Consider the following 25,449-nt stretch of genomic DNA (forward strand, 5'->3'; position numbering starts at 1 on the left):
TAACAAAATACGCGCAGAGTTCCAACTATAATTATTATAAACTGATAAATAAAATGGTTTTCTTTTAATAATGATTTTAAAAAAGTCTAGATGTAAGCTTTTCCATTAAAACAGGAGATAAGTATGCTTCAAACAGAGATGAGATCAGCGCTAAAAACAGAATGACCAGCAGCACAAAGGCATACCGCCCGAACCATTGAATCGGCGCGTCATGCAGGCTTCGTTTCACGAACAGCTGTCTGATTAACTTTAAAGAAAACGCAATTGCACATGTGCCCATAATGAGATAAGCCGGAATCAGCAGCACATTTTGCGGCAAAACGGAGACAAAAGATAGGAAAAAACCGCTTACTCCCATCTGATTGACTAGGAACCCGACAGTAAAGCCGACGACGATCCCTTTCAGAAAGATCATAATGAAAATAATCGGCATCCCAATGACGGAAATTCCCAGTATCCACATCAGGCCTAAATACTTTGCATTATGAAAAATACTTTGCCCAAACATATCAGCTGAACTTGCCTGTTTTCCATCCGAAAGCTGTCCAAAAAATTGACTTAAGTAGTAGTATAAATCTTCTTTCTGGCTGATGGTCATACTGTTGACAATAATCGCGCCAAAGATGACACCCATAAAAAACAGCACTGACACAAATATATAAAGAGAGAGATGATCTTTGACATGCCTGAGAAACATGTCCTTATAAGAGATTTTTCGCATACCGTTTCCTCCCGCCCGTTCTAGTGATTTGATTTAATAGATTGTATGAAAGAAACGGAAAAACATGCCCTTTTTCAAAAAGAAACGATAGAGACGAATGCTAGGCGGCTTTTTGGGGCACAAAAAAATCCTTATCATCAACTGCTGTATGATCATAAGGATTCTTATGCTTCCGTTTATTCAAAAACTCTTTTTTGCTTTTTGTCATTCTTTCATGTGTGCTGAAAGATGGTGTGCTGCCTCTTGATAATAAGACGTCACGTCCGCCGTTTCTCAATCGATGCTCCCGCTTCTTTTTCGCTTGGCTTTTTGCCATGTGATCACTCCCTTTTTTATTTTCATAGTAATGATAACAAAATTGAACAATGATAAGAAAAAAACAGCACCTGCTACGACAGGTGCTGTTTAGCTACATTTATTTCACTGCTGTAAGAGCTGCATGCTCGACAGCTGCCGCTACAGCATGATGGACTTTTGAATCAAGCGGCTGAGGGACAACATCACCTTGTTTAGTGCAAGCTGCGATGGCCTCTGCTGCTGCGACAAGCATATCATGATTAATCTCCGTGCTTTTTGCGTTAAGCGCTCCTCTAAAAATCCCCGGAAAACCGAGTACATTATTAACAGAACGCCCGTCAGCTGCATATGCGGCGCCAGCCTGCAGTGCGGCCTCCGGCTCAATTTCCGGCTTCGGATTCGATAAAGCCAAAATCACTTGACCAGAACGTACAAATGCAGGTTTTATTAAACCCGGAACGCCCGTTGTAGCAATGACAATATCACATGTTTCCATGAGCTCCTCAATACTGGAAACTGCCTGTCCGCCGTATTGTTCGAGACGGTTCATTGCTGACTCTGATTTATCTGTTCCGTACACAGCATTCACACCATAAGCCATGAACATCCGGCAGATGGCCACGCCTGCTGCACCAAGGCCGATTTGCCCCACTTTCGCTTCCTTCAGGTCAACCCCCGCACTCCTGCATGCCGAAATGGCAGCTGCCAGCGTCACTACAGCTGTACCATGCTGGTCATCGTGCATAACAGGGATGTTCAGCTCCTCTTTTAGGCGATCCTCGATTTCAAAACAATGCGGCGAACCGATATCCTCAAGAAGGATGCCGCTAAAGCCCGGAGAAATATGTTTTACTGTTTTGATGATTTCTTCAGGATCACTCGTATCAAGAAGTATCGGAATGCCGCTAATACCCGCCAGCTGATCAAACAAAGCAGCCTTTCCTTCCATGACAGGCATGCCAGCCACAGAGCCGATATTCCCAAGGCCTAAAATTGCGGTTCCATCCGTTACAATTGCAACAGAATTGCTGATCGTTGTATAAATAGAAGCTTTTTCAGGTTCTTTTTCGATCAGTCGGCACACGTCCGCAACACCTGGTGTGTAGACACGTCCCAGCTCTGCCAGTGAACGGATCGGCATTTTGCTTTTCATTTGGATTTTTCCGCCTTCATGTGCGGACAGGACTTCATCAGATACGGTGTGAAGCCTGATCCCTTCTCCGAGGGCCTGTACAGCCGCGATCACTTCCTGAAGCTGTTCTTCATTCTCCACTTGAACGGTAATATTCCGCATTGTGTAATTGGGTCCGACTTTTACCGTCTCCACTTCACCAATATCCCCGCCCAGAAGGCCGATGGCCGTAGCCACCCTTCCAAGATTTCCGGGAACCGAAGGCGTTTCGATCATCAGTGTCCGAATCATGTGTTTCGCTATCATTCAGTGATCCTCCCCTATTAGCCTAGTTTTTCGGCTTTAACTGTATTGTTTTTCGTATACCATATAAATTTTCCTGTATAACCATAGATAATTGCAAGACCTATTGCTACAAAACTGAGCCACATAAACGGCAGATAAGAGAAGGTAGAAACACCTAAAATACCAGCCATGTAAATCCCATTATCAGACCAAGGAACCATCCCCGAAGTCAATGTTCCCCCGACCTCTGAGTTACGTGATAACACTCTTCTGTCCAGATGTAAGCGATCATAGCTGTCTTCCATAATTTTCGGAGTCAAAATAAGGGATACATACATCGCACAGCCGAAGATGTTTGCTAAAAACGCTACGATCAGTGTAGACAATGTGACATTGCCGGCTGAAGTTAATTTCTTTTCAAACGTTGAAACAATGACTTTTAACACGCCGAGCTTCTCAAGCAGACCGCCAAAACCAAGGCCAAAGATGATGACGACGAGAGAATCAAGCATACCGACAATTCCACCGCGGTTTAACAAGCCGTTCAAAAATTCAACATCAGTTTTAATAGAGAAGCCGTTGTACGCAGTTGCAATCGCATGGGCAATATCCATTCCTTGGAAAACAACAGCCCAGATTGCACCGAGTAAAGCGCCAATTACGATAACCGGCATAGATGGCTTTTTCATCGCCAATAAGACTATGACGAGAACTGCCGGGATCAGCATCCAAATATGAATGTCAAACGTGTTTTGCAAAGATGATTTTAAGAATTCAACTTTATCAAGATCAATATTTTTCCCGCCGTACATAAATCCAACAACTGTAAAGAGTATAGCTGTAATGACATAAGCAGGTATTGATAAATAAAGCATTGCTCTCACGTGAGCCAATACATCGACTTTTGATAGTGAAGAAGCTAGAACTGTACTGTCAGACAGCGGAGACAGCTTGTCCCCAAAATAAGCACCTGAAAGAATAGCTCCCGCTACTAGAGGAAGCGGAATGCCTAAACCCTCTCCAATTGCGATCATGGCAATGCCAGCAGTTCCGACTGTTCCCCATGACGTTCCTGTTGCCACAGACATAATGGAACAAATAATTAACGTTGCCAGTAAAAAGATACTTGGGTGAATAAATTCCAGTCCGTAATAAATCAAAGTCGGCACAACGCCTCCGGCAATCCATGTTCCGATGAGCGCCCCAACTGAAACGAGAATCAGTACGGCTTCAAGGCCATTTGATATCCCATGTACAATCGCATTTTGTAAATCTTTATAAGAATAACCGAGTCTTATACCTAAAAGCATTGCAATAAACCATGAAACAAAAAGCGCCAGCTGTATCGGCAAGTCGAGAAAGACTGTAAACGATAGAACAAGTGCTAAAAATACTCCTAGTACAATAATAATTTCAAATAGTGTTGGCAATCTTACATCCTTCAAAAGAAGTCCCCCTTCATGTAAAAGCTAAAACGCTTTCAATATATAGTGCAACACGTATACTATACTTCCTCATCCCTATGTTGTAAACAGCTTATTCATCCGACTATTCGGAGATGAATAAGCTGTATTTTATACAAATTTTATTTTTCTAATAGTTCTTTCCCTGCGATACCTGGTTTGGTCATCTCATATGGGTTTAAAATAATATCCAATTCTTCTTCTGTCAGCACATCATGCTGCAGGCAAAGGTCACGGACTGATTGGCCTGTCATAATCGCTTCCCTGGCAATTCTGGCAGCCGCTTCATATCCAAGATGCGGATTGACAGCTGTGATCACGCCTGCGCTTTTTTCTACGTATTGCTTCAACCGCTTTTCGTTGGCTTCAATGCCTTTTAAGCAGTTGTCAGTGAACGAACGGAAGCCGTTGTTCATGATGCTGATGGATTGAAGCAAATTAAAGACAAGCACGGGCTCCATGACGTTCAACTCAAGCTGGCCGGCTTCTGAAGCAAGGCAGATTGTATTGTCGTTTCCGATAACCTGGAACGCAATTTGGTTGATCAGCTCCGCCATAACCGGATTGACTTTCCCCGGCATAATAGATGAACCCGGCTGACGTGCAGGCAGAGAAATTTCCGCAAGTCCGGCGCGCGGTCCCGACGCCATTAAGCGCAGGTCGTTTGCGATCTTCGACATGTTCATCATGCAGACTTTTAATGAAGCTGATACCTCTGTATAGGCATCTGTATTTTGTGTCGCATCAACAAGATGGTCAGCGCCGACAAGAGGAAGCCCACTAATATCAGCAAGGTGCTTTACTACCTGTTTGATATATTCAGGATCAGCGTTCAGCCCTGTACCAACAGCAGTTGCGCCCATGTTGACTTCATACAGGTGCTGGCGCGATTGCTTGATTCGTTTGATATCACGCTCGAGAACACGGCTGTAAGCTTCGAATTCCTGGCCAAGACGGATCGGAACCGCATCTTGAAGGTGTGTCCGGCCCATTTTAATAACAGAGTCAAACTCCTGTGCTTTTTGCTTAAACACACTATGCATATCTTCCATTGTTTTCAGCAGTTTTTCTAAGAGCTTCAATGTGGAAATATGAATAGCAGTCGGGAACACATCGTTCGTAGACTGTGACATGTTCACATGTGTGTTTGGACTTAAATGGATATAATCTCCCTTTTTATGTCCCATGATTTCAAGCGCCCGGTTTCCGATAACCTCATTCGCGTTCATGTTCATAGAAGTTCCGGCACCGCCCTGAATCGGATCGACGATAAACTGATCGTGCCACTTGCCTTCCAGAATCTCGTCAGCGGCTTGTACGATAGCTTGGCCAATTCCTTCATACAGCCGTTTCACGTCCATGTTGGCAAGAGCCGCAGCTTTTTTCACAATCGCCAGTGCGTTAATCATTTCCTCATGGATTTTGTATCCTGTGATCGGGAAATTTTCAGAAGCACGGAGCGTCTGAATTCCGTAATAAACATCTGCTTCAATTTGTTTTTCCCCAAGGAAGTCTTTTTCCACGCGATATTCTTTTTGGCCGTTTAACATAATCTTTAACCTTCTTTCTCTTTGCTGGTTATCGTTTTTACATTTTACAGGACAACGTCATCAGCTATCGGCGTTTCCATAATTCTCTTGACGATAGGAAGATCCGAAGACTGACCTAGCGCCCACATCAATTTTGGCACAATTGCTTCTGTGTTCATATTTCTTGATCGGATAATTAAGTCTTGGTTGACTCTGCGGCCAACCTCGTAAATGCTCATGTCTTCGCCTTCTTCAAGACATTGAGTCGTAATGACGACGACAATGCCGCTTTCGATCAGTTCATTCACTTTTGACAAAATGTCTCTGCCTTCAAACGGCACCCCTCCGCTGCCATAACTCTCAATGACAATTCCTTTGTACATGCTTTTCAGGGCATCAAACATTTCGGGCTTTAAGCCTGGATGCAGCTTCAGCAGACATACATCTGTGCATAGTGAAGTGTCAACTGTGAAGGTGTCGTTCTCAGGTTCCGTTACTTGTTTGTTGTATTCGATCCCGTCTTCATTGATAAAAGCGATATATGGGTAATTGATGCTTTCAAATGCGTCGTAGCTTTTCGTTCTTAATTTGATCGCACGTGTTCCCTGAATGACTCTGCCATCAAACACAACATAAACGCCGCCCACGCCTTCACAGGCAAATCGAATGGCATCTGTAATATTTTTTTTGGCATCGGTTTTTTGGAACGTGATCGGAATCTGCGAGCCGGTGATGACAATCGGCTTTTTGGCATGCTGCAGCATATACGATAGTGCGGCAGATGTATAGGCCATTGTATCTGTACCGTGAGTAATAACAAACCCGTCATAGGCATCATAATTTTCCTTAACGGCTTCTGCTATTTCCACCCAGTATTCAGGCTGCATATTGGTGCTGTCTATATTCATAAGCGACTGAGTTTCCATTGTGTAATCGTTATCAAGTTTTGATACGTAACTTAATAATTCATCAGCCTTGACTCCGGGAGCCAGCCCATTTTCCCCTTCAACTGAAGCAATCGTTCCCCCAGTTGTCAACATCAATAATTTTTTCATACCATGCACCTCTTCACTGTATCTAAAGATGGGTTGCGAGAAGGTATTCGCTTTTCGCATACTTTTAATGCAATTATAGACACGGAAAATAAAATACGCAAGACATTATTATTCAATTCGCGTACACTTCCTAATACCTATATGATATAATCAGCTCAAGGTGAAAAAGGAGCGGAAGTTCATGAATCTAGATCGTTTAACTGAATTGAGAAAAAAGAAAAATTGGTCGCTTCAATATACAGCTGACCTTCTCGGTATCGCAAAAAGCACATATGCCGGCTACGAGTCAGGCTACCGACGACCTTCACTTGAAGCGCTTGCCATGCTGGCTGACCTCTTTGACACAACCTGCGATGAACTTTTAGGCCGCGAGAAACAAAAGCAGACTGCTCCTCAGGCCATAGAATTGGCCACGTGGAGCAGCCTTGACTTTACCATTTCTGTTGATGGCAAGCCGCTGAGTGAAGATGAAATCATCCAGCTGATTACCTTTATACGCACAAAAAGAAAAGTACAGGAGGAACTGAGTTAATCTTTAGCTCACGGTTTAATTTTACCGTAGGTTCCTCCTCCTCCGGCTTTCAATTCCAATTTTCCGGATCTCGCTTTTACGATAAGCGCCGCGGTTTTCGGCGGGACAACGCGAGCCAAATCTTCTTCTGCAGCCTCATGAAGAACAGCCATTTCTGTTCCGAAGGCTTTTTTTAGTTTGTCCAGCGTTTTCGGGCCTACACCCGGAACAAATTGCAGCGGGATCTGATGTACATATCGCGGACGCGGGACGCGATCTTCAAGCTGATCACTCAATTCACGTAATCTTTCGCTGACTCCTTTGGTAAATCTAGCATTTCCGCAATTCGCGCACGCTGTTTCCCCGCTTACAGCAGGCTCTCCGCACGCTTCGCAAGCGGTCTGATAATATTTCCCCAATAACGGGTCCAAGCCGTAATTTGCGATAATTTTCCTGTCATCTTGTCCCTTTAATGCAAGAGCAAATTCAGTAAAATCAGCTGACTGCACATATAATTCATTATATTCTCTGCCGATTTTCCCCAACGAATGCGCATCAGAATTTGTTAAAAAAGGATACGGATTCAATTGCGATACGTGTGATGCCATGTCTGTATCACAGCTTAATCCAAGCTCCACCGCGTCTATCATAGATGGATCAAAAACCTCAGTTAAGCTTGATTTAACCCCTTTTCCATATAAGCTTTTATGCGGCGTAAAGATATGGGCGGGGATAAACAGGCCGCCCATATCCTGCACTTTTTTTTGCAGGTTTAAGCCCGTTTCATAAATCCGCTGCGAGCTCAAATGAATATTTTTCAGCCGGGCTGACAGCCAGTTTGAAAACTGTTTCATATCAGCCAGCGTCGGCATAAATACGAGCACATGGATCGGTCCGCTGCAGGCTTCATCATAAATCTCCAGCTCGCTCCCCAATAAAAGAGTCGTGCTGCGATAACGGATTCCTCCCCCGTCAAGCTCGCGATATTTTCCAGATGAAATGCCTTCCTCAAGCTCTAGAATGACTTCCGGAGAATGACAGTCGATAATGCCGAGGAGTTCAATTCCTTTATGTTCACTGGCTTCAACCAAAATTCTGTCCAGCGTTAATGTTTTGGCGCCTGTTATTTTGACAGCCCTTCCTGTAAAGGTTCGGCCGATATGAATGTGCAAATCCGCGTAAATCTTTTTCATTTTTGTGCTTGGAGCGCTTCTTTCAGTTGAAGATACTGAATCGCGTAGGCTGTTTTAGCATCATATACTTCACGCAATTCAACCAGCTTTAGCGCATCTTCAAGCGTCACCTCCATCACTTCAACAAACTCGTCCTCATCAAGCTCCCGTTTTTCTTCAAGCACAGAAAGCTCCTCAGCAAGAAAAACGTGAACGATTTCATCTGCAAATCCGGGTGATGTATAAAACGCAGTTATTTTTGTCAGTTTTTTTGCTGTATAACCGGTCTCCTCTTCAAGTTCCCGAAGTGCCGTATACTCCGGCTCCTCACCTTTTTCAAGCTTACCGGCCGGAATTTCAACGATCGTCCGCTCAAGCGGCTTACGGAATTGTTTGACCATGATGATTTTCCCTTCATCTGTGACGGCTAGTACCGCTACAGCTCCAGGGTGTTTCACAATTTCACGTTTACTGGCTTTGCCGTTTGGCAGCTCTACATCCTCGACATAAAGATCAATGACTTTACCCGAAAAGATCTGTTCTTTGGCAATTGTTTTTTCTTCTAATGATTTCATTTCTTCATCTCCCGTTCTGTCTCTATATGATGCCCCATACATTTTATCATACTAGAGCAAAAGGGGGCTTCTTCGTGAAAGTGCACCGCATGCCAAAAGGTGTTGTCTTAGTCGGAAAAGCTTGGGAAATTCGGGCGAAGTTAAAAGAGTATGGACGCACATTTCAATATGTGAAAGATTGGATCTCAAAGCCATAAAAGTTGAAACTTTAGCTCCTTTATATTACGGTCAATACAAAGCCTAAAAAAGGAGTGTGCACATGAGAAAGCGCAAATTGGGTACATCTGATTTAGACATTAGTGAAGTCGGACTCGGCTGTATGTCTCTTGGAACTGAAAAAAACAAAGCATTGTCCATTTTGGATGAAGCGATCGAGCTTGGCATCAACTATTTGGACACAGCGGATTTGTATGACCGGGGACGCAACGAAGAAATTGTCGGTGATGCGATCCAAAACAGACGCCAGGATATTATACTGGCAACAAAAGCGGGAAACCGTTGGGATGACGGAAGCGAGGGCTGGTATTGGGACCCTTCAAAAGCTTACATAAAAGAGGCTGTAAAAAAGAGCCTTACACGGCTGAAAACAGATTATATCGACCTTTATCAGCTTCACGGCGGCACGATAGAGGACAACATTGATGAAACGATTGAAGCGTTTGAGGAATTAAAACAAGAAGGTGTCGTCCGCTACTACGGCATTTCTTCCATCCGCCCGAATGTGATTAAAGAATATGTAAAAAAATCAAACATCGTCAGCATTATGATGCAATTCAGCCTGTTTGACAGACGCCCTGAGGAATGGCTCCCGCTTTTAGAGGAACATCAAATCAGCGTAGTCGCCAGAGGTCCTGTTGCCAAAGGGCTCTTAACTGAAAAACCGCTTGATCAAGCTTCAGACAGTATGAAACAAAACGGGTACTTGTCCTATTCATTCGAGGAACTGACAAATGCACGCAAGGCAATGGAGGAAGTGGCTCCCGATCTTTCCATGACAGAAAAGTCGCTGCAGTATCTGCTAGCACAGCCGGCTGTCGCTTCAGTGATTACAGGCGCCAGTAAGATTGAGCAGTTACGGGAAAATATTCAGGCAGCAAATGCACGGCGTTTAACCGAGGAGGAAATCAAAGCGCTCCAATCTCATACGAAACAAGACATTTACAAAGCTCATCGCTCATAGCAGAAAAACCAGCACCCGTACAGGTGCTGGTTTATTTATATTGATGCCAATCCATTTGGCTTTCATTTAGGAGTTCTTCAAAGCTCTTATTTTTTTCGATCTCTTTTTTCTTTCTGATCTGTTCTGCTTTTTCTCTTTCCTGCCTCTTTTCATCCTCTTCCTTCAATTGGCTCTTCATCTCCATAAGCTTTGCTTTGATATCGGATTGAAGGCCGTCTTTTAGCTGGTGTTTGTCAGCGGATTTTTGTTTTTTCATTCAGACTTCCCCCATGTTTTGTTTTGAAGCCAGTTTATCACGGAGCATATAAACTGAACAAGCAGACTCTCTTCTGATCACTTTCTCAGCGTAGCAGTGTTTAGGTATAATGATCTTAAACACGAATTGCCTATATATTTCGTTGAAAGGTGCTGTGACTTTTGAAGAAAATCCTTTTGGCCATTGGCGCGCTCGTAACAGCTGTCATCGCAATCGGAATTGTTTTTTCGAATATGATTCTATTCATCAAGAGAAAAACGGATGAAGACATTATCAAAAGAGAGACAGACAACGGACATGATGTGTTTGAATCATTTGAGCAAATGGAGAAAACCGCTTTTGTGATACCCTCCGCTTACGGGTACGACATAAAAGGATACCATGTCGCACCGCATGACACACCAAATACCATCATCATCTGCCACGGGGTAACCATGAATGTGCTGAATTCTCTTAAGTATATGCATTTATTTCTTGATCTCGGCTGGAATGTGCTCATTTATGACCACCGCCGGCATGGCCAAAGCGGCGGAAAGACGACCAGCTACGGGTTTTACGAAAAGGATGATCTCAATAAGGTTGTCAGCTGGCTCAAAAACAAAACAAATCATCGCGGATTGATCGGAATTCATGGTGAGTCGATGGGGGCTGTGACCGCCCTGCTTTATGCTGGTGCACACTGCAGCGATGGCGCTGATTTTTATATTGCCGATTGTCCGTTCGCTTGTTTTGATGAACAGCTTGCCTACCGGCTGAGAGCGGAATACAGGCTCCCGTCTTGGCCCCTGCTCCCTATCGCCGACTTCTTTTTGAAGCTGAGGGGCGGCTATCGCGCACGCGAAGTATCTCCGCTTGCTGTCATTGATAAAATTGAAAAGCCGGTCCTCTTTATTCACAGTAAGGATGATGACTACATTCCTGTTTCTTCAACCGAGCGGCTTTATGAAAAGAAACGCGGTCCAAAAGCGCTGTACATTGCCGAGAACGGTGAACACGCCATGTCATATACCAAAAATCGGGATACGTACCGAAAAACAGTGCAGGAGTTTTTAGACAACATGAATGATTCAACAGAATAAAAAAGCGAAAGGCCTCTTCGGCTCTTTCGCTTTTTTATGTTACAGAACGTCGGTAATGCCATCCATATTTTCTCTGATCCATTCAATCGCAAGATCTATCGTTGTAAACTCCTGCGTCTCGAAGGTCATTTCATCCTGCAATAGCCAGACATCTTTCTTGATGGACTCTGCTCCTCCGATTGACCAGTGAAGCAAGGTATAGGGATGGTTTTGATTCAGGAAGGATACCCACGTTTTATTTTGTGCTGTGTTCTTCATTGCCTTCAGCTTTTGTTCCACGTTTCGCGTCTCCTACTTTACTAATATGCTCATTCTGGGGCTGAGCATTTCAGCCGGGCTTTTCAGCGCCAATGTTTTGGCTTTTTCATTGTAATCGATCGTCATTTGATCGTCAAAAAACACTTTTTGCGACGATTGGATATACAGCGGAATGCCGTTCGTTTCCAGCTGCTCGCACTGTCCCGTTAATTCTTCTGCCAGCCAGATTGTCGGGACACCGCTTACAGCGCAGCCGCATCCTTCTGCATCGTAACGAAGCTGGGCTTTTTTTCCCGGGTTGGCGTCAAACGCCTGCTGCAGTGCCTGTTTTGCTGCATCTGTCACATGTATGTTCATAAGGTGAAACCCCCGTTTTCATCATTTTCGCTATTGTAGCATACAACACTGCCATTCGCATTGTTTCTGCCTTTTTTCCACCGCTTCGCATTTTCTTCTGCAGTCTTGATCCACTCATCTTTCCCTTGTATGTACTGATTGATGCTGTCAGGATGCTGGGCCGCCAGCCGTTTTTTGAGAACGGCGTATTCTTTCTCTATGTTTGGATGAGCTCTGAGATAATCTCTGAATAACAGATGCCTTTCAATAGCAGGGTTTCCCTGTTCGTACATATGGACATGATGAGTGCGTTTATTTCCGCCCTTTTGGAAATAACGCCTGCCCGCTATGCCGTTCTCACCTTTTGGTGTATAGCCGTTAGCCTTCATTTGTTCATCAAATTGGCTCACGGCTTCAATGCTTCTGACTTCAATTAACATATCAATGATTGGCTTCGCTGCCATGTTCGGTATCGATGTGCTTCCGATGTGATGAACAGCGATAATCTCCGGCCCGAACACAAGTTTCAGCCGTTCTTTTTCTTCATCGAAACATTCTGCCCATTTTTCGTTGTAGAGAATGACCTCAACTTTTCTTTTCGGATACAAATGAAAGACCGACAGCAATAGACCCTGCGCTGCTTTGACGGTTTCTGCCTTTTGGAATCCAGCCTGTGTATAGAGTGACACGGCCGGGGTATTGTTCTCGGCTGTGACTACTTCGATTTTCTCAGCGTCTTTATTATGATCAATGACAAATTGCAGAAGTGCTCGTCCAATTCCTTTTCTGAAACCGTCAGGATGCACAACAAGCCTGCAAATGGTGAGATGATGCATGTTTTTCTCATATGAAATGACACCGATCAGCTTGCCGTTTTTCCGATATCCCGCAAACCGTTCATGGGATGCTTGAATATCCTTCACCTTCTCTTGTAAAGCGGGAATACCGTCAAAACCGATAATCTCTGTTTCCTTTATGTAGGCGGGGATCTGTACGGCTAAAATCTCACGCGCTATAGTGGCTTCCTTATGCTGGAGAAATTCAATCATTCGTGTTCTCCTGAAACAGCCGCTGTCTGTCGACTTTTGCGACGCGGACTGCATACGACTCGTACCAAACGCTTTTTCCTTTTTCTTTTGCCGCTTGATGTTCAGTGTGATGCCTCCAATGGTTAATTGCGTCCATACTGTCCCAATAGGAAACTGTGATGCCCCTTCCATCCGCTTCACGTACGCTTTCCACGCCTAAAAATCCAGGTTGATCCGCCGCAAGTGATACCATCCGCTCCGCTGTTTCTCCATATCCTGTGTCATTTTCGCTTTTGACAGAAGAAAAAATGACTGCATAGTAAGGAGGCTCAGGTGTTTTTGATAAAAAATCCATCATATTTCCCCCTCATATGTTTTTGACAAACAGTACCCTGTCTTGGCCCGGTCCATCATAGTTTGCAAACACTGAGATGCCATTTACCGTCTTGGTGCCCTTTTCAATATCAAACCCCAATTTTGTGTGATATGCGATTGATACCTTATTCACAGGTGAAGTGACGCACTTTACCCGGGTGCAGCCTCTTTGTTTTACTGTTTCGATAAATACATCATACAATTGTTTACCTATTTGCATTTTTCTGAAATCTGGATGCACACCGGAAAAATGAATGTACGCCGTTTCAGGATCCGATTGCGATTGAAATCCGATTAAAAATCCCGTCATGCTGTTATGTTCGGATGTAATAAAGCTTGTGTCCTGAAAATGCTCAAAAAATAGTCTCGGCAATTTTTCTTTCAGCTGTCTGCCGCCCCACCATTCATTCAGTACAGACGTTACCATTTCATAATCTGAAGACGTGATTGTTCGAATATCCATTACGATTTGATCTCCCTCCGTCTGGCAAAACGAATGTCAGCTCTTTTTCTCACAATATAAAAATTATATTTTGCCTGGCTGGAATTGTAAATGCCTTCTTTCCTTTATCATACGTTTCCAGACTGCCGAGGGAACAATGTTTGATCATTTTACGCCTATCTCCCCCAAGCAGGAGGAGAGACTTTACAGCACAATATCAAGCACTTGATCAAGTTTCAGCTTATAAAGCTGATCCTCGTCTCCTTTTATCCATACTGCTTTTTCAAACTCTTCATACCGGCAGATCTTCCCGGTGCAGCGGACAATCTCACCGTCCTGAAAGCAGCTGACAGTGATATCCTGAGCGAACTCCATCGCGGCGCAAAGCGTTTGATTCATCTCTTCCAGCTTATCGGGGTCAAGGATCGGCTTTTGCAGCTTCTGTTTAAGCCGCTTTCTCTCCAGCAGGCTTTGCTTATGTTCCGGCAGAAACATCCTGCTCCCTTCCCACAGCAGGTTGCCCCTTTTTAAATGGTCGTTCATTTATAATGCCCCCCTATTTTAGCCGCACGTTCAAATGCCTGGCCTGCCGCTGTCAGTGACGCCGCCCTGATGATTGCTGTATCGCCGAATCGATTTTTAATGCCATCCATCACATAGCCTAGGCTCATTTTCTTTGCATAATCCTGAAATAAATTGAGCTGCCATATGTCATCAGATGAGAGCTGAGACAGATTGACACCGAGACGGCGGACAGGTTTCCCGTCCCAAAATGTAAGAAACAGCCGGCGTACAGCCTCATATACATCCTGCGTAGAATTAGTCGGCTCTGCCAGCTTCACTTGCCGGTTGAAGCCCGTCGGCCAATCAAAATCAGCACCCCGGCAGCTCACTGACACCGTCTGCCCCATGACCCCGGCGTTTCGGCTTCGCCTGCACACCTCTTCACTCAGCTCAAGCAATACGACCTTGATTTCTTTGTCAAAGTGTTCGTAGTCTCTCGGGAGAGTCATTCCATGGCCTATCGCCTTTTGCCCGTCCAGAGACGAAGTTGACACAGGGGAATAGTCGATTCCGTTTGCCGTCATCCACAGCACGTGGCCGTTAATGCCCCATTTCTTTTTTAAAAGATCGAGCGGAAAAGCCGCGAGCCCGCCGATCGTGCTGATGCCCATTCGATTTAAATGATGCTTCATGCGGCTCCCGACGCCAAACATGCTGCCCACCGGGAGCGGCCACATTTCGGTTTTCATATTTTCTTTCGTTAAGGTAAAAATACCGTTCTTATTCTTTTTGGCAAAATTGTCACACGCAATTTTGGCCAGCGCTTTGTTAGGGCCGATTCCGACCCGTGCATAAACGCCGATCTCCCGCATGATTCTGCTCTGAATGCTTTTCGCGATCTCCATCGGCGTCCCAAACAGCTTCTGGCTGCCTGTAATGTCCATGAACTGTTCATCGATAGAATAAGGCTCCACAAGGTCTGTATACTCCTCGAGAATGGCCGTAATTTGCAGTGATACATCAATATACCGTTGCATACGCGGCCGGAGCACAACAGCCTCAGGACACTTTTCCTGCGCCTCCCACAGCCGTGAAGCATTCACCACACCTTTTTGTTTCGCCAGCGGGCAGGCAGCCAATACGACTCCGCCCCTTTTTTCAGGGTCACCCGAAACAATGACGGGCTTATTTTTCAAATATGGATTTTCCGCTTTCTCTACAGATGCATAAAACGATTGCATGTCAACGAGAAAAATCACTTTTTCTTTCATCATACACACCTCTAAAAAGAACTTATGTTCGTTTTTCATTATATGCGAAAGTATGTTCGTTTTATACTGGTAAATGATTCTTGTCTGACAGAAAATATGATCCAAGGGTTTGAGAGAAGAAAAACATTTAGTAGAATAAAAGCGAACATAAGGATAGGAGAGTCATGATGGAGAAATTTGTCGAAAAAATGATGGAACAGGCATTGCGTCAATACGGCAGAAACGTTGCTATAGATCCGTTAAGCCCGTATGAAAAACAAAGCCTGAAAGCGGCTCTACAAGAGAGACGGAATGAAGAACCGGATGAGAATTTGCATGCGCATATAGAAGATATCATTTATGACTATGTCACAAACCAAGGCCTGTTCTCTTAAACGCATGACTGTCAGTTCTTTCAGCCGCTGATGCGGCTTCCCTTTGAAAACACCGCCTGAAACAAATAAACAGTCTCAGGCTTACAGAAAAAAGCAGGATTTTCTCACGCTCCATAGATTCATATGGCCTGGCGTAAAATTCCCCCTCAGAACTCGCGCAAAACGGAATAAGCTGTCCATGATCACGCGTATACACTTTTTCGAAGAGATGTGCTCTCTTGTTCTGTCATGCGGTCCATCGGTTTTCAGCTTACATCTTGATCTCATATCCAGTTTCACTGCCGATATGATCTACGTCCTGGCGGCTTAAACTCTTTTAATGTTTCAAACACACCCTCACTGAATTCGGACATACCGTCATTTTCCTTCTGTCATCACCTTCAATTTCAAGATGTAACCCCCGCCACACGCATCCTCAACGCATAGTATATTGCCATCCATACAATCAGGCATACTACATGTCAATAACGAAATATTTTGAACGATCTATTGGAGAAGGAAATTTTTTCATATATGATAGAGAAAGATCATACATACAGGAGAGAATATAATTCATGAAGAAATGGAAAGATATCCACCCGATCAGCTGGACAATTATAATCGGAACCATTTTCGGCAGAATGGCAACATCGATGAGCATTCCTTTTTTAGCGATTTATTTGACAGCCGTCCAAGGCGCATCAGCTTCCTATGCAGGGCTGGTCATCGCCGCGAGCTCATCAGTCGGCATCCTCGCAAGCTTTTACGGCGGATATATCTCAGATAAATTCGGCAGAAAAAACATGATGCTTGTATCGATTTTCGGATGGATGCTGGTATTTGCAGGCTTTGCGGCAGCATCTAATCTCTGGGTGTTTTTTGTAGTAAACGCATTAAACGGTCTTTGCAAATCACTGTTTGAGCCCGCTTCAAAGGCCTTGCTGTCTGATATGACAGAAGAAAAAACGAGACTGCTAGTTTTTAATTTACGCTATGCGGCTATTAATATCGGCGTTGTCTTCGGACCTGTGCTTGGCCTATATTTCGGCTCATCGCAATCGACTACGCCCTTTTTGGTGCCTGCAGTCATTTACGGACTATACGGAATTGTGCTTGCCCTCCAATTTAAAAAACATCCATCCTTATCAGCACCAGCCCAGTCCCGAAATATGAGCGTGCGGGAAGCGTTTATGGTCACGCAAAAGGATTATCTTTTTACCATTGCTTTGGTCGGCATTACGCTATGCACCTTCGGCTACTCACAATTCAGTTCCACATTCCCTCAGTATATGGCGCAGAACCCCTTGATCGGCAATGGAACGAAGCTGTATGGGCTGATGCTGACATTAAACGCAATCGTTGTGTTGGCGACGCAATTTCCCATTGTCCATTTTGCAAAACGGTTTTCGCCGCTTTGTTCTCTGATGCTCGGTAATGTGATGGTTAGCATCAGCATGGCCATTTTCACCGTATCACACGGTGTTCCATCAATTGTGATGATTGTCATCACATTTACAATCGGCGAAGTGCTTTTATTCTCTATGATGGATTTGTATGTAGACCAGATTGCAAAACCAGGATTAAAAGGCACTTATTTCGGGGCAATCGGTTTTTCACAGCTCGGAAACGTCATCGGCCCTTGGGTCGGGGGGATATGTATAGACCTGTTTGGCGCTGGCCGGCCGATTTATATTTTTTCTGTCCTGAGCGGCATTACCCTGCTCGGCCTGCCATTTTTAGCGTTCGCCTATCGGCAAATGAAAATGGAGACCACAAAACACCGTTCCCGTCTGGAAAAGCCGCTTTACATAAAAAACGGAAGAGAATGAATCTCTCCCGCAAACATGAGGTGAAGAACATGAATATAGGTGATGTGATGTTTCAGCTGTTTGTATTTATTATATTTGCCGCTGTCGTCTTTGCGGCTGTTACAGGCTTCAAGTATGCGAAAAACCGAAAAGCGCAGCTGGATCGCATTGAGAAAAAGCTGAACAGCCTGTCCGAAGATCACGATTAACAGCTTAGGGCAACGAGCTCTACCTTAATCCGGTCTGGATCCTCACAAAAGACTGCATAATGCCCGTCTCCTCCGGCAAAAGGATGCCTGTCTCGGTACAACACACGATAACCTTTTGCCGTCAATTTTTCAGTCATCTGATCGACTTGAAGCTTGGATTCAGCATGAAATGCGAGATGGTTCAGACCGACTCGGCATCTATGGTATTTCGGCTCTAGAAATGACTCTTTCGCCTGCACAATCACTAGGTAAAAACGATCTTTCTTCCAGCTGATGCCTGAGCTCCATTTTTGATACTCTTTATAACCAAGTTCTTTTAAGAACCAGCCCCAAAACCGCCTAGACGCCTCCAAATCAGAGACATACAGTTCAATATGATGCACAATTTCATACCCTCCTTACCAGCACTTCCTCGACCTTATGCCCGTCTCCCTTGCGCAAAATGAGATCTGACCTGAATTTAGTCGGCAGGATATTTTCATATAAATTTGGCCGGTTGACACTCTCCCAAATCGAGGCTGCCATCTCGTCAGCCTCCTGATCGGACAAGTCTTTGAATTTATGAAAATATGAATCAGGATTTTGAAAAGCTGTTTCCCGAAGCAGGCGAAAACGCTCTAAATACCAAGTGAAAATCCGGCTTTCCTCCGCATCCACATAAATCGAAAAATCAAAGAAATCGGAAACAAAAATACGCGGGTTTTCCCGGTCATCCTCCAAGGTGGGCGACTGAAGAACATTAATGCCTTCAATAATCACAATATCCGCCTGTTCTACAACCTCGAACACACCTTCCTCGCGGTCATAGGTTAGATGGGAATACACCGGGGCCTTTACGCTGTCCTTTCCTGATTTTAAGTCATTCAAAAATTCGAGCAGCGCCTTTACATCATAGCTTTCAGGAAACCCTTTTCTAGACATCATATTTTTCTTTTTCAGCTCGGCAGTAGGAAATAAAAAACCATCTGTCGTGATAAGGCTCACTTTTGGACGGTCAGGCAAACGCGAAAGCAGCTTCTGCAAGATCCGCGCCGTCGTGCTTTTTCCGACTGCGACACTGCCGGCAATGCCGATAATAAACGGAATTTTGGCTGAATGTGGGTGCTTCAAAAAAACATTGACATGCTTATTGCGTTCAGCCGCAGACTTGACATGTAAATGAAGCAAGCGAACAAGCGGAATATAGATCGTCTCCACTTCTTCAACAGATAGATAATCATTCAATCCTTCCACAGCTTTTGCCTCTTCTTCAGATACAGCAATCGACAAATGCCCCCCAAAACCAGACCAAGACTCCCGATTGTGCTGTGTATATAAAGTATGTAGGTTAAGTTCTTTATTTTTCACTGTTTACACCTGACTCTCTGTAGGTTAAAACCCTTACAAAGATTGTAACGGAAAACCTTTTCACTGTCTGCTTATTTTTCATTTCGTTTTTTTAGCAAATCAGCACCGATTCGGTTATACGCAGCCATTTCATCTTTTGGAACCATGCTTCCTCCCGTTCCCCAGACGACATGTACGGCATGTTCCATCTTATATTTCTGAGCATAGTGCCTTCCCTCTTCTGTCGTAAGAAGCTGAACCGGCCCGAACATGCCGGCAAGAGCAGAGGGCTCTAAATATTTATCTTCAGATACAGCCAACATATGAAGCAAAGTATAAAGCGTATTGTCCTCTACCGTATAACAGCCGCTCAGAAGCGGTTCAATCAGCTTGCCGACAAATCCTGACGGTCTCCCTACGGCAAGTCCGTCAGCAGCAGTCTGATTATCCAGGCCGATATCCTGGACGGAGATCTTTTCGTGAAGTCCTGAATAAAGCCCTAACAGCATACAAGGTGAATGAGTTGGTTCTGCGAAAAACACATGAACATGATCTCCGTATAAAAGCTTCAGCCCAAATGCTACACCGCTCGGTCCTCCGCCGACTCCGCACGGCAGATACACAAACAAGGGCGTCTCAAGACTTGGCTTTATATTCATACAGTCAAGCTGTGTTTTTAATCGGCTTGCAGCAACAGCATATCCTAAGAACAGCTGACGAGAATGTTCATCATCAATAAAATAACAGAATGGATCTTGTTCCGCCTGCTGTCTCCCTTCGTTCACCGCTTCGCTGTAATCTGTTTCGTACTCCATAACAGTGACTCCCTTTTGGCGGAGGAGATCCTTTTTCCACTGCTTAGCATCGGCGGACATATGCACTGTCACGCGAAACCCGAGTGCCGCGCCGATGATGCCGATGCTTAAACCCAGATTTCCTGTCGAACCGACAGCAATCGAATAGCGGGAGAAAAACCCGGCAAACCGCTCTTCCTGTAAGATGCGGTAATCATCGGTTTCCCGAAGCATTCCTTCTTGAAGCGCGAGATTTTCAGCATGCTTTAACACTTCATAAATCCCGCCCCTCGCTTTAATCGATCCTGAAATCGGAAGCTCATGGTCGCACTTTAAAAGCCATCTTCCGGGAAATGGCTGCTGATATGCCGCTTCCAGCTTTCCCTTCATATGCTGCACCTCAAAAAGCGGAGACTCGATGATTCCTTTAGCGCCTTTCGTCTCAGGAAACACCTCGGCAATGTAAGGTGCAAACCGCCGCATTCTTTTTTCCGCTTCCGCTATCTCGGTTGCCCACTCATCTGCACGGGGTATTGGCCCCTCTTTCTTGCCTGAATTTGCCCAGAATACAGGCTCTGCATCAATCAGTTTCTGAATAAACGGATCTTTAAGCAGAGCATGAAGGACTTCTGAATGAACTGACATTCAACAATCTCTCCCTTCCACTATCAAAAACTGCCCCGTGAGAAACAAGCCACTCCACTACAGGCAGTTCCATCATTATTTTTTCATGAGCGCGCGTCCTGCCAGCTTTTCTACAAGAGCTGGAAACAGCTGATACAGCTTAGTGCCGGCATTCATTAAACGCGGAAGATTGATCTCCCGCTTGTTCGTAAAAATTGCAGCTGTAATTTGAGCTGCTACGTCATCAGGATCAAGCATCCAGCGGCCGACATTTTTGGCGTAGTCCCCGCCTTTATCAGCAATGGAAAAAAAGTCCGTCTGAATCGGTCCCGGGTTGACTGTTGTCACATAAATGCCGGTTCCCGAAAGCTCCATCCGCAAAGCGTTTGAGTAACCTAACACGGCATGCTTGGTCGCGGAATACAGGCTCGACTTCGGTGTTGCGATTTTCCCCGCTTGAGAGGCGATATTGATGATATGGCCCTTTTTTTGCTCAAGCATTTGCGGAAGCACCGCTTTTGTACAGGCGATCAGGCCGAAGACATTCACATCAAACATCGCTTTCATGTCATCCAATGTAGAGTCTAAAACCGTTTCAAATATACCGAAGCCTGCATTGTTAATCAGTACATCAATCGAGCCGATCTGATCGCGGACCCGGGCGATATCCTCTAGGCGGCCGACATCCAGAGGAAAAATCTCACACTGTCCGCTCCATTCCTCGGTTATTTTCCTTTTGATTTCTATCAAACGATCCTCGCGTCTAGCAGACAGCAGGACATGGGCTCCTTCAGCCGCGCATAAGTATGCGATTCTTTCTCCAAGCCCTCCTGAAGCGCCGGTTATCCAAATCCTTTTTCCCGCTATATGTTTCACCCATTTCACCTCTTCATTGTTTTAAAGTATGCGGTATTTCCTTCCCAATATGACGTGATGGCTTCTTCAGCCTCCAACACATCAAGGTGACCTGCCGTTTCTGACATCGTTAAAAACAATTCCTTTTCATATACAGCAGGAAAAAGCTGCTGACAGACCTGAAAAGCGGTCATCGGCTTTTCATCCAGCATGCGACGCACATCCTCCGTCCTGTTCCTCTGCTTGTCAAAACGCTTCTCAATCAGCGCTTGTACACTGGTGATAGGCTCGCCGTGACCAGGAAATACGATTGTTGGATCAAGTTGAGACAGCCTTCGCAATGACCGCTGATAATCCACTAAAGGCTTTGACCTAACGTCTCCCGCTTTCGGCGCTTCCAAAATCGGATTAGACGAGCTGTTTGCCAGCAGTAGATCGCCGCCAAGCATCCTTCCGCTTTTTTCATGGAACAGAACGATATGCGATTCAGCATGTCCAGGCATCTCCAACACAGACCAGCCCTCAAGCCCATCTATGCCCATACCTTCTCTGATTGATTTTGTCAGAGATCTCGTACAGGAAAATGCGTACGCTGATCGAATCAGCTTTTCCGCCTTCCCCGTATCAAATGGAACGCCTAATTCAGGCAGCAGCTTTTGAAAAAAACGTTTTTGCCAATCCATAAAGGCTTGATTTCGGCTGATATAAGGTTCGTTGAACGCATGCCCAATCACTTCGATTTCATCTGAAAAGACATCAAGCAAGCCTGCATGGTCAGCATGATGGTGAGTCAGGACAACCTGCTCGATATCTGACAATTTCACATTTACAGCGGCAAGCTGCTCTTGTAAGGCTCTGGCAGCCTCTTTTGTATTCGGCCCTGCATCAATAAGTGTCAGTGCATCACCTTTTACGAGGTAAACGATAACATCGCCGACAGCAAACGGCGTCGGGACGCGGATCGTAATTACATCTTCAGTTGTCATCCTTTCGCTCCTTGTCTTCATTCATTATTCATATTTTAGCTTTTTCTCGGTCTTGTGTCATTATTGCTGAATGAGAACAAACCTTTTTGAAAAAGCTATTGACATTAGCTTATCCGCCATTGCATAATGAACAACAAACTAAAACGAGAACCATTGGAACGCTATGACGAGGAATAGTATACAAGGCAATGGCCTAAGAGAGCGATACCCCCGGCTGAAAGGTGTTGCGGCCCGCTTGTTTGTAGAACCTGCCCTCAAGTCGCGGTTAGGAAAACCTAAACGTTTCCCGCGTTACGGGATTTGAGCTGAGCACAATTTGTGCTAATGAGGGTGGTACCGCGAACCTTTTCGTCCTTTACGTGATGAAAAGGTTTTTTGTTGTTCTGATAGAAGGAGGATATCAATGAAAAAGATAGGATTTGTCGGCGCCGGGTCAATGGCAGAAGCAATGATCAACGGCATTTTGCAAAGCGGCATCACAAAACCAGAACATATCTATATTACAAATCGCTCAAATGACGAGCGTCTGATTGAATTAAAGGAAACGTACGGCGTGCGTCCATGCAGAGATAAAAATGAGTTTTTCACTCACACCGATATCATTATCCTCGCTTTCAAACCGAAAGACGCGGCGGAAAGCATCGACAGCATACGACCGTATATCAAGGACCAGCTTGTCATTTCAGTACTTGCAGGCCTTACCATCGAAACCATTCAGCATTATTTTGGCAGAAAGCTCCCGGTCATTCGCGTCATGCCGAATACATCAGCGGCAATCAGAAAATCAGCAACCGGATTTTCCGTAAGCGCTGAAGCAAGCCAGAATGATATTAGTGCCGCAAAAGCTCTATTGAAAACAATCGGTGATGCAACACTGGTTGAGGAGCGAGATCTTGACGCTGTCACTGCAATCGCAGGCAGCGGCCCGGCCTATGTGTATCGTTATATTGAGGCGATGGAAAAAGCGGCACAAAAAGTAGGATTAGATAAAGAAACGGCAAAAGCACTCATTTTGCAGACAATGGCAGGGGCAACAGATATGCTCCTTCAAAGCGGCAAACAGCCGGAAAAGCTGCGTAAAGAAATCACCAGTCCTGGGGGCACTACAGAGGCAGGTCTTCGCGCTTTACAGGACTCCCGCTTTGAAGAAGCAATTATTCACTGTATTGAAGAAACAGCTAAACGGAGCGCAGAAATCAAAGAACAGTTTGCCGTTGCCGCCTTAGAGAGACATTCTTAGATGTAAGACAAAAACAGAAGGCACTGTGCCTTCTGTTTTTTATTTTTCCCGCAGCAGCTGGCCGGCAGATTCTGATTGCTTTAATAGCGCGGAGATCGTAAATGAAAGCAAATCGGGAAGCACTTCAAAGGAATAAGGCATATACAATCTTTCCGTCCATTTATGCGGGTCTTTACCAGCCGGACCGACATTTAAAACCGGAACATATAAAGCCTGATTTTTACCGCTTGGCAATGAATATCCTCTGTTAAAGAGCGGCATATTGCTTGTGTATGCATCAACCTCCTGTTTTTCCAGCTGAAGATAACTCAAGTCCGAAAGTCCGGGGAAGTACTGAACCTCCCGTAATGCAATGCCGTATCGCTCAGCCGCATAATGCTTTATCTGATCTGCTGTATTTCTGATCAATTGATCATCCTTTGAAGAAACAGCTGGATAAAGCGGCGGACTATAAAACAGAACGATGAGCGGCGCATCCTCCTTACAAAGCGAAGCAAGCTCAGAAACAATTTTCGTCGAAAAATCCCTGTCTCCAAGCTCCCCCCTGTTAGCAAAGGCATAATTTAGAGCCCGCTCTGTTTCCGAGATCCCCGCACGCTTTTTTGCACGCGAGACCAGCTCATCAAATGTCAAAACAGTGACGTCCCGCTCAATCGGCTGAAATGGCTCAAATTGTTGAAAATCCTGTGTTTTCTTCCGAACGTTCGACATGATTTCCTCCGCCGCCTGTTCTGCTGTTTTAAGCAGCATCTGATGCAGCTCACTAGCTGAGCGTTTCATTGACAGCACATTAAATAATGTGACGGCTGTATGCGGTGTCTGGACTGAATATGCCTCTTTCAAGTCCTTTTGCATTAAGTTTACCGGCGGCGGAGTGACCTCGCCATCAACCTTTTCGCAATAATCAGCATTCAGTTCAAGCAAACGGTTAATCTCAGATACCATTAAATTTGCGTTTAGACCTGAAAACGGCTCTCCAACATGTGTCTCAATCCCCTTGCAGAAAAAACCCGCAAGCACCTTGCCAATGCTTCCTGTATAAAAATATTGCTGCTGATCGCCGGGAAATTTTTCAAACATCGGTTCGGCATTCAGGCAAGCGGTTAATGTGATATCATGCTTTTTCTCCATCTCCTTCAATGCAGGAACCGCTTCAATCATGCCTCTTGAATTCACTTCCTCGTCCGGAACCGTTATCAACAGCAGATTGCCCTCAAAATGCCCGTTCATTGCCCTCTCCAGCATCGACAGTTGAATACAAAGCCCCGCTTTCATATCCATCGTCCCTCTTCCGAACAGCCAGTCTCCGCTTTCGGCATCTCTTCTCACACGTTCCGGGAGCAGCTCTTTTTTCTCTAAAAAGGAGCTCAAAAGCTCAGCAGGCTTGCAAGCCATATGTTTAAATTCGCCGTAATCTTCTATGTCAACGACATCAAAATGACTCAGCAGAAGCACTGTCTTTTTGACATTCTTCTTTTTGACTAGAGCCGTAAGAAAAGATCTGCCATCGTCCATCGGATGAAGTGTTACATCATCAGGGTGCTTTTGAAAATAGGGCTTGTCCTTCAAAATAAAATAAAGATACTCTGCAAGCGCTGCCTCGCCCTTTGAACCGGTGATGCTTTCGTATTGCACAAGAGAAGTTAAAAGTGCCAGCAATTCGTCCTTCGTCTGCCAATTCATTGATTCCGCCCCTCCTATGAATAAAAATGCTTCAATACTGAAAAATAAACTGATTTCTCGTCTATTATACAGAAATGTTTGACAAAAGCGGTTCTTTTGAGC

The 25,449-nt window shown here is 44.9% G+C and carries 30 protein-coding genes; 8 read left to right on the forward strand and 22 right to left on the reverse strand.

Annotation, left to right across the window (positions count from 1 at the left end):
- Window positions 1–76: 76 nt before the first annotated feature.
- From spoIIM to ansA, 6 genes are all read right to left on the reverse strand, one after another.
- Entirely contained in the window at window positions 77–721 is a 645-nt protein-coding gene (gene spoIIM / locus NSQ16_RS11770) for a stage II sporulation protein M (protein WP_004398593.1), read from the reverse strand.
- A gap of 100 nt (window positions 722–821) precedes the next feature.
- Window positions 822–1,037, reverse strand: coding sequence for a hypothetical protein (locus NSQ16_RS11775; protein WP_064671054.1), 216 nt, complete (start codon window positions 1,035–1,037; stop codon window positions 822–824).
- Between the two features lie 99 nt (window positions 1,038–1,136).
- On the reverse strand, window positions 1,137–2,456 hold the full coding sequence (locus NSQ16_RS11780) for an NAD-dependent malic enzyme (RefSeq protein ID WP_004398731.1): 1,320 nt from the start codon (window positions 2,454–2,456) through the stop codon (window positions 1,137–1,139).
- Between the two features lie 17 nt (window positions 2,457–2,473).
- Entirely contained in the window at window positions 2,474–3,880 is a 1,407-nt protein-coding gene (mleN, locus tag NSQ16_RS11785; protein ID WP_003230432.1) for a malate-H+/Na+-lactate antiporter MleN, read from the reverse strand.
- Window positions 3,881–4,020: 140 nt separating this feature from the next.
- Entirely contained in the window at window positions 4,021–5,448 is a 1,428-nt protein-coding gene (aspA, locus tag NSQ16_RS11790; RefSeq protein WP_014477246.1) for an aspartate ammonia-lyase, read from the reverse strand.
- Between the two features lie 44 nt (window positions 5,449–5,492).
- Window positions 5,493–6,482 (reverse strand): asparaginase, encoded by a 990-nt coding sequence (gene ansA / locus NSQ16_RS11795; protein ID WP_230488246.1) that lies wholly within the window; start codon window positions 6,480–6,482, stop codon window positions 5,493–5,495.
- A 181-nt stretch (window positions 6,483–6,663) separates the two neighbouring features.
- Between ansA and ansR the strand changes: the two genes are divergently transcribed.
- Window positions 6,664–7,014 (forward strand): HTH-type transcriptional regulator AnsR, encoded by a 351-nt coding sequence (gene ansR, locus NSQ16_RS11800; protein ID WP_017695932.1) that lies wholly within the window; start codon window positions 6,664–6,666, stop codon window positions 7,012–7,014.
- An 8-nt stretch (window positions 7,015–7,022) separates the two neighbouring features.
- On the opposite strand, the gene NSQ16_RS11805 is transcribed toward ansR, so the two are convergent.
- Both NSQ16_RS11805 and nudF read right to left on the reverse strand, forming a co-directional pair.
- A complete protein-coding gene (locus tag NSQ16_RS11805) occupies window positions 7,023–8,186 on the reverse strand; it encodes a TIGR00375 family protein (RefSeq protein WP_160221668.1) in 1,164 nt (387 codons plus the stop codon).
- On the reverse strand, window positions 8,183–8,740 hold the full coding sequence (gene nudF, locus NSQ16_RS11810; protein WP_024572751.1) for an ADP-ribose pyrophosphatase: 558 nt from the start codon (window positions 8,738–8,740) through the stop codon (window positions 8,183–8,185). The genes NSQ16_RS11805 and nudF overlap by 4 nt, the downstream gene beginning before the upstream one ends.
- A 74-nt stretch (window positions 8,741–8,814) precedes the next feature.
- Between nudF and mciZ the strand changes: the two genes are divergently transcribed.
- Both mciZ and NSQ16_RS11820 read left to right on the forward strand, forming a co-directional pair.
- Window positions 8,815–8,937: a Z-ring formation inhibitor MciZ gene (gene mciZ / locus NSQ16_RS11815; RefSeq protein WP_003230420.1), complete on the forward strand. Its 123-nt coding sequence runs from the start codon at window positions 8,815–8,817 to the stop codon at window positions 8,935–8,937.
- Window positions 8,938–8,999: 62 nt separating this feature from the next.
- On the forward strand, window positions 9,000–9,920 hold the full coding sequence (locus NSQ16_RS11820) for an aldo/keto reductase (RefSeq protein WP_069703881.1): 921 nt from the start codon (window positions 9,000–9,002) through the stop codon (window positions 9,918–9,920).
- A 31-nt stretch (window positions 9,921–9,951) separates the two neighbouring features.
- On the opposite strand, the gene NSQ16_RS11825 is transcribed toward NSQ16_RS11820, so the two are convergent.
- Window positions 9,952–10,176, reverse strand: coding sequence for a YqkE family protein (locus NSQ16_RS11825; RefSeq protein WP_003230416.1), 225 nt, complete (start codon window positions 10,174–10,176; stop codon window positions 9,952–9,954).
- A 161-nt stretch (window positions 10,177–10,337) separates the two neighbouring features.
- Here NSQ16_RS11825 and NSQ16_RS11830 point away from each other — a divergent pair, with 161 nt between their 5' ends.
- The gene (locus tag NSQ16_RS11830; protein ID WP_160221669.1) at window positions 10,338–11,255 is read left to right on the forward strand and encodes an alpha/beta hydrolase; all 918 of its coding nucleotides are present in this window, start codon (window positions 10,338–10,340) and stop codon (window positions 11,253–11,255) included.
- 39 nt (window positions 11,256–11,294) lie between these two features.
- Here NSQ16_RS11830 and NSQ16_RS11835 read toward each other — a convergent pair whose 3' ends face one another.
- The 7 genes from NSQ16_RS11835 to NSQ16_RS11865 form a co-directional block, all read right to left on the reverse strand.
- Complete coding sequence (locus tag NSQ16_RS11835; protein WP_003230411.1) at window positions 11,295–11,534, reverse strand: YqkC family protein; 240 nt, start codon at window positions 11,532–11,534, stop codon at window positions 11,295–11,297.
- A gap of 12 nt (window positions 11,535–11,546) precedes the next feature.
- Window positions 11,547–11,870: an iron-sulfur cluster biosynthesis family protein gene (locus tag NSQ16_RS11840; RefSeq protein WP_003226552.1), complete on the reverse strand. Its 324-nt coding sequence runs from the start codon at window positions 11,868–11,870 to the stop codon at window positions 11,547–11,549.
- On the reverse strand, window positions 11,867–12,898 hold the full coding sequence (locus tag NSQ16_RS11845) for a bifunctional GNAT family N-acetyltransferase/GrpB family protein (RefSeq protein ID WP_230488247.1): 1,032 nt from the start codon (window positions 12,896–12,898) through the stop codon (window positions 11,867–11,869). Before NSQ16_RS11845 ends, NSQ16_RS11840 begins: the two co-directional genes overlap by 4 nt.
- Window positions 12,891–13,235 (reverse strand): antibiotic biosynthesis monooxygenase, encoded by a 345-nt coding sequence (locus tag NSQ16_RS11850; RefSeq protein ID WP_041053294.1) that lies wholly within the window; start codon window positions 13,233–13,235, stop codon window positions 12,891–12,893. Before NSQ16_RS11850 ends, NSQ16_RS11845 begins: the two co-directional genes overlap by 8 nt.
- A 9-nt stretch (window positions 13,236–13,244) precedes the next feature.
- Complete coding sequence (locus tag NSQ16_RS11855) at window positions 13,245–13,715, reverse strand: GNAT family N-acetyltransferase (protein ID WP_004398668.1); 471 nt, start codon at window positions 13,713–13,715, stop codon at window positions 13,245–13,247.
- Between the two features lie 183 nt (window positions 13,716–13,898).
- Window positions 13,899–14,237, reverse strand: coding sequence for a YolD-like family protein (locus NSQ16_RS11860; protein WP_014477255.1), 339 nt, complete (start codon window positions 14,235–14,237; stop codon window positions 13,899–13,901).
- Window positions 14,234–15,472, reverse strand: a complete 1,239-nt coding sequence (locus NSQ16_RS11865; RefSeq protein ID WP_128422303.1) for a DNA polymerase IV — start codon at window positions 15,470–15,472, stop codon at window positions 14,234–14,236. The genes NSQ16_RS11860 and NSQ16_RS11865 overlap by 4 nt, the downstream gene beginning before the upstream one ends.
- A gap of 164 nt (window positions 15,473–15,636) precedes the next feature.
- Between NSQ16_RS11865 and NSQ16_RS11870 the strand changes: the two genes are divergently transcribed.
- From NSQ16_RS11870 to NSQ16_RS11880, 3 genes are all read left to right on the forward strand, one after another.
- Entirely contained in the window at window positions 15,637–15,843 is a 207-nt protein-coding gene (locus NSQ16_RS11870) for a YqzH family protein (protein ID WP_128422558.1), read from the forward strand.
- A 554-nt stretch (window positions 15,844–16,397) separates the two neighbouring features.
- Window positions 16,398–17,651 carry an MFS transporter gene (locus NSQ16_RS11875; RefSeq protein ID WP_015714218.1) on the forward strand — a complete coding sequence of 418 codons (1,254 nt, stop codon included), beginning with the start codon at window positions 16,398–16,400 and terminating at the stop codon, window positions 17,649–17,651.
- 29 nt (window positions 17,652–17,680) lie between these two features.
- Window positions 17,681–17,839: a hypothetical protein gene (locus NSQ16_RS11880; RefSeq protein WP_004398585.1), complete on the forward strand. Its 159-nt coding sequence runs from the start codon at window positions 17,681–17,683 to the stop codon at window positions 17,837–17,839.
- Here NSQ16_RS11880 and NSQ16_RS11885 read toward each other — a convergent pair.
- From NSQ16_RS11885 to NSQ16_RS11905, 5 genes are all read right to left on the reverse strand, one after another.
- Complete coding sequence (locus NSQ16_RS11885; RefSeq protein ID WP_080477817.1) at window positions 17,836–18,222, reverse strand: VOC family protein; 387 nt, start codon at window positions 18,220–18,222, stop codon at window positions 17,836–17,838. The two genes, NSQ16_RS11880 and NSQ16_RS11885, sit on opposite strands and share 4 nt — an antisense overlap.
- Before the next feature lie 4 nt (window positions 18,223–18,226).
- Window positions 18,227–19,186 carry a type I pantothenate kinase gene (gene coaA, locus NSQ16_RS11890; protein WP_003245966.1) on the reverse strand — a complete coding sequence of 320 codons (960 nt, stop codon included), beginning with the start codon at window positions 19,184–19,186 and terminating at the stop codon, window positions 18,227–18,229.
- 71 nt (window positions 19,187–19,257) lie between these two features.
- Window positions 19,258–20,604 (reverse strand): D-serine ammonia-lyase, encoded by a 1,347-nt coding sequence (dsdA, locus tag NSQ16_RS11895; RefSeq protein WP_069703879.1) that lies wholly within the window; start codon window positions 20,602–20,604, stop codon window positions 19,258–19,260.
- A gap of 75 nt (window positions 20,605–20,679) precedes the next feature.
- On the reverse strand, window positions 20,680–21,459 hold the full coding sequence (locus NSQ16_RS11900; protein ID WP_032722073.1) for an SDR family oxidoreductase: 780 nt from the start codon (window positions 21,457–21,459) through the stop codon (window positions 20,680–20,682).
- Window positions 21,460–21,464: 5 nt separating this feature from the next.
- Window positions 21,465–22,424, reverse strand: coding sequence for an MBL fold metallo-hydrolase (locus NSQ16_RS11905; protein ID WP_069703878.1), 960 nt, complete (start codon window positions 22,422–22,424; stop codon window positions 21,465–21,467).
- A gap of 403 nt (window positions 22,425–22,827) precedes the next feature.
- Here NSQ16_RS11905 and proC point away from each other — a divergent pair, with 403 nt between their 5' ends.
- A complete protein-coding gene (proC, locus tag NSQ16_RS11910) occupies window positions 22,828–23,664 on the forward strand; it encodes a pyrroline-5-carboxylate reductase (protein WP_033884672.1) in 837 nt (278 codons plus the stop codon).
- Window positions 23,665–23,703: 39 nt separating this feature from the next.
- Here the strand turns inward: proC and NSQ16_RS11915 are convergent, their stop codons facing one another.
- On the reverse strand, window positions 23,704–25,347 hold the full coding sequence (locus NSQ16_RS11915) for a M20/M25/M40 family metallo-hydrolase (RefSeq protein WP_003230379.1): 1,644 nt from the start codon (window positions 25,345–25,347) through the stop codon (window positions 23,704–23,706).
- Between the last annotated feature and the right edge of the window lie 102 nt (window positions 25,348–25,449).

Source organism: Bacillus sp. PS108, from assembly GCF_037963335.1.
GTDB lineage: Bacteria > Bacillota > Bacilli > Bacillales > Bacillaceae > Bacillus > Bacillus subtilis.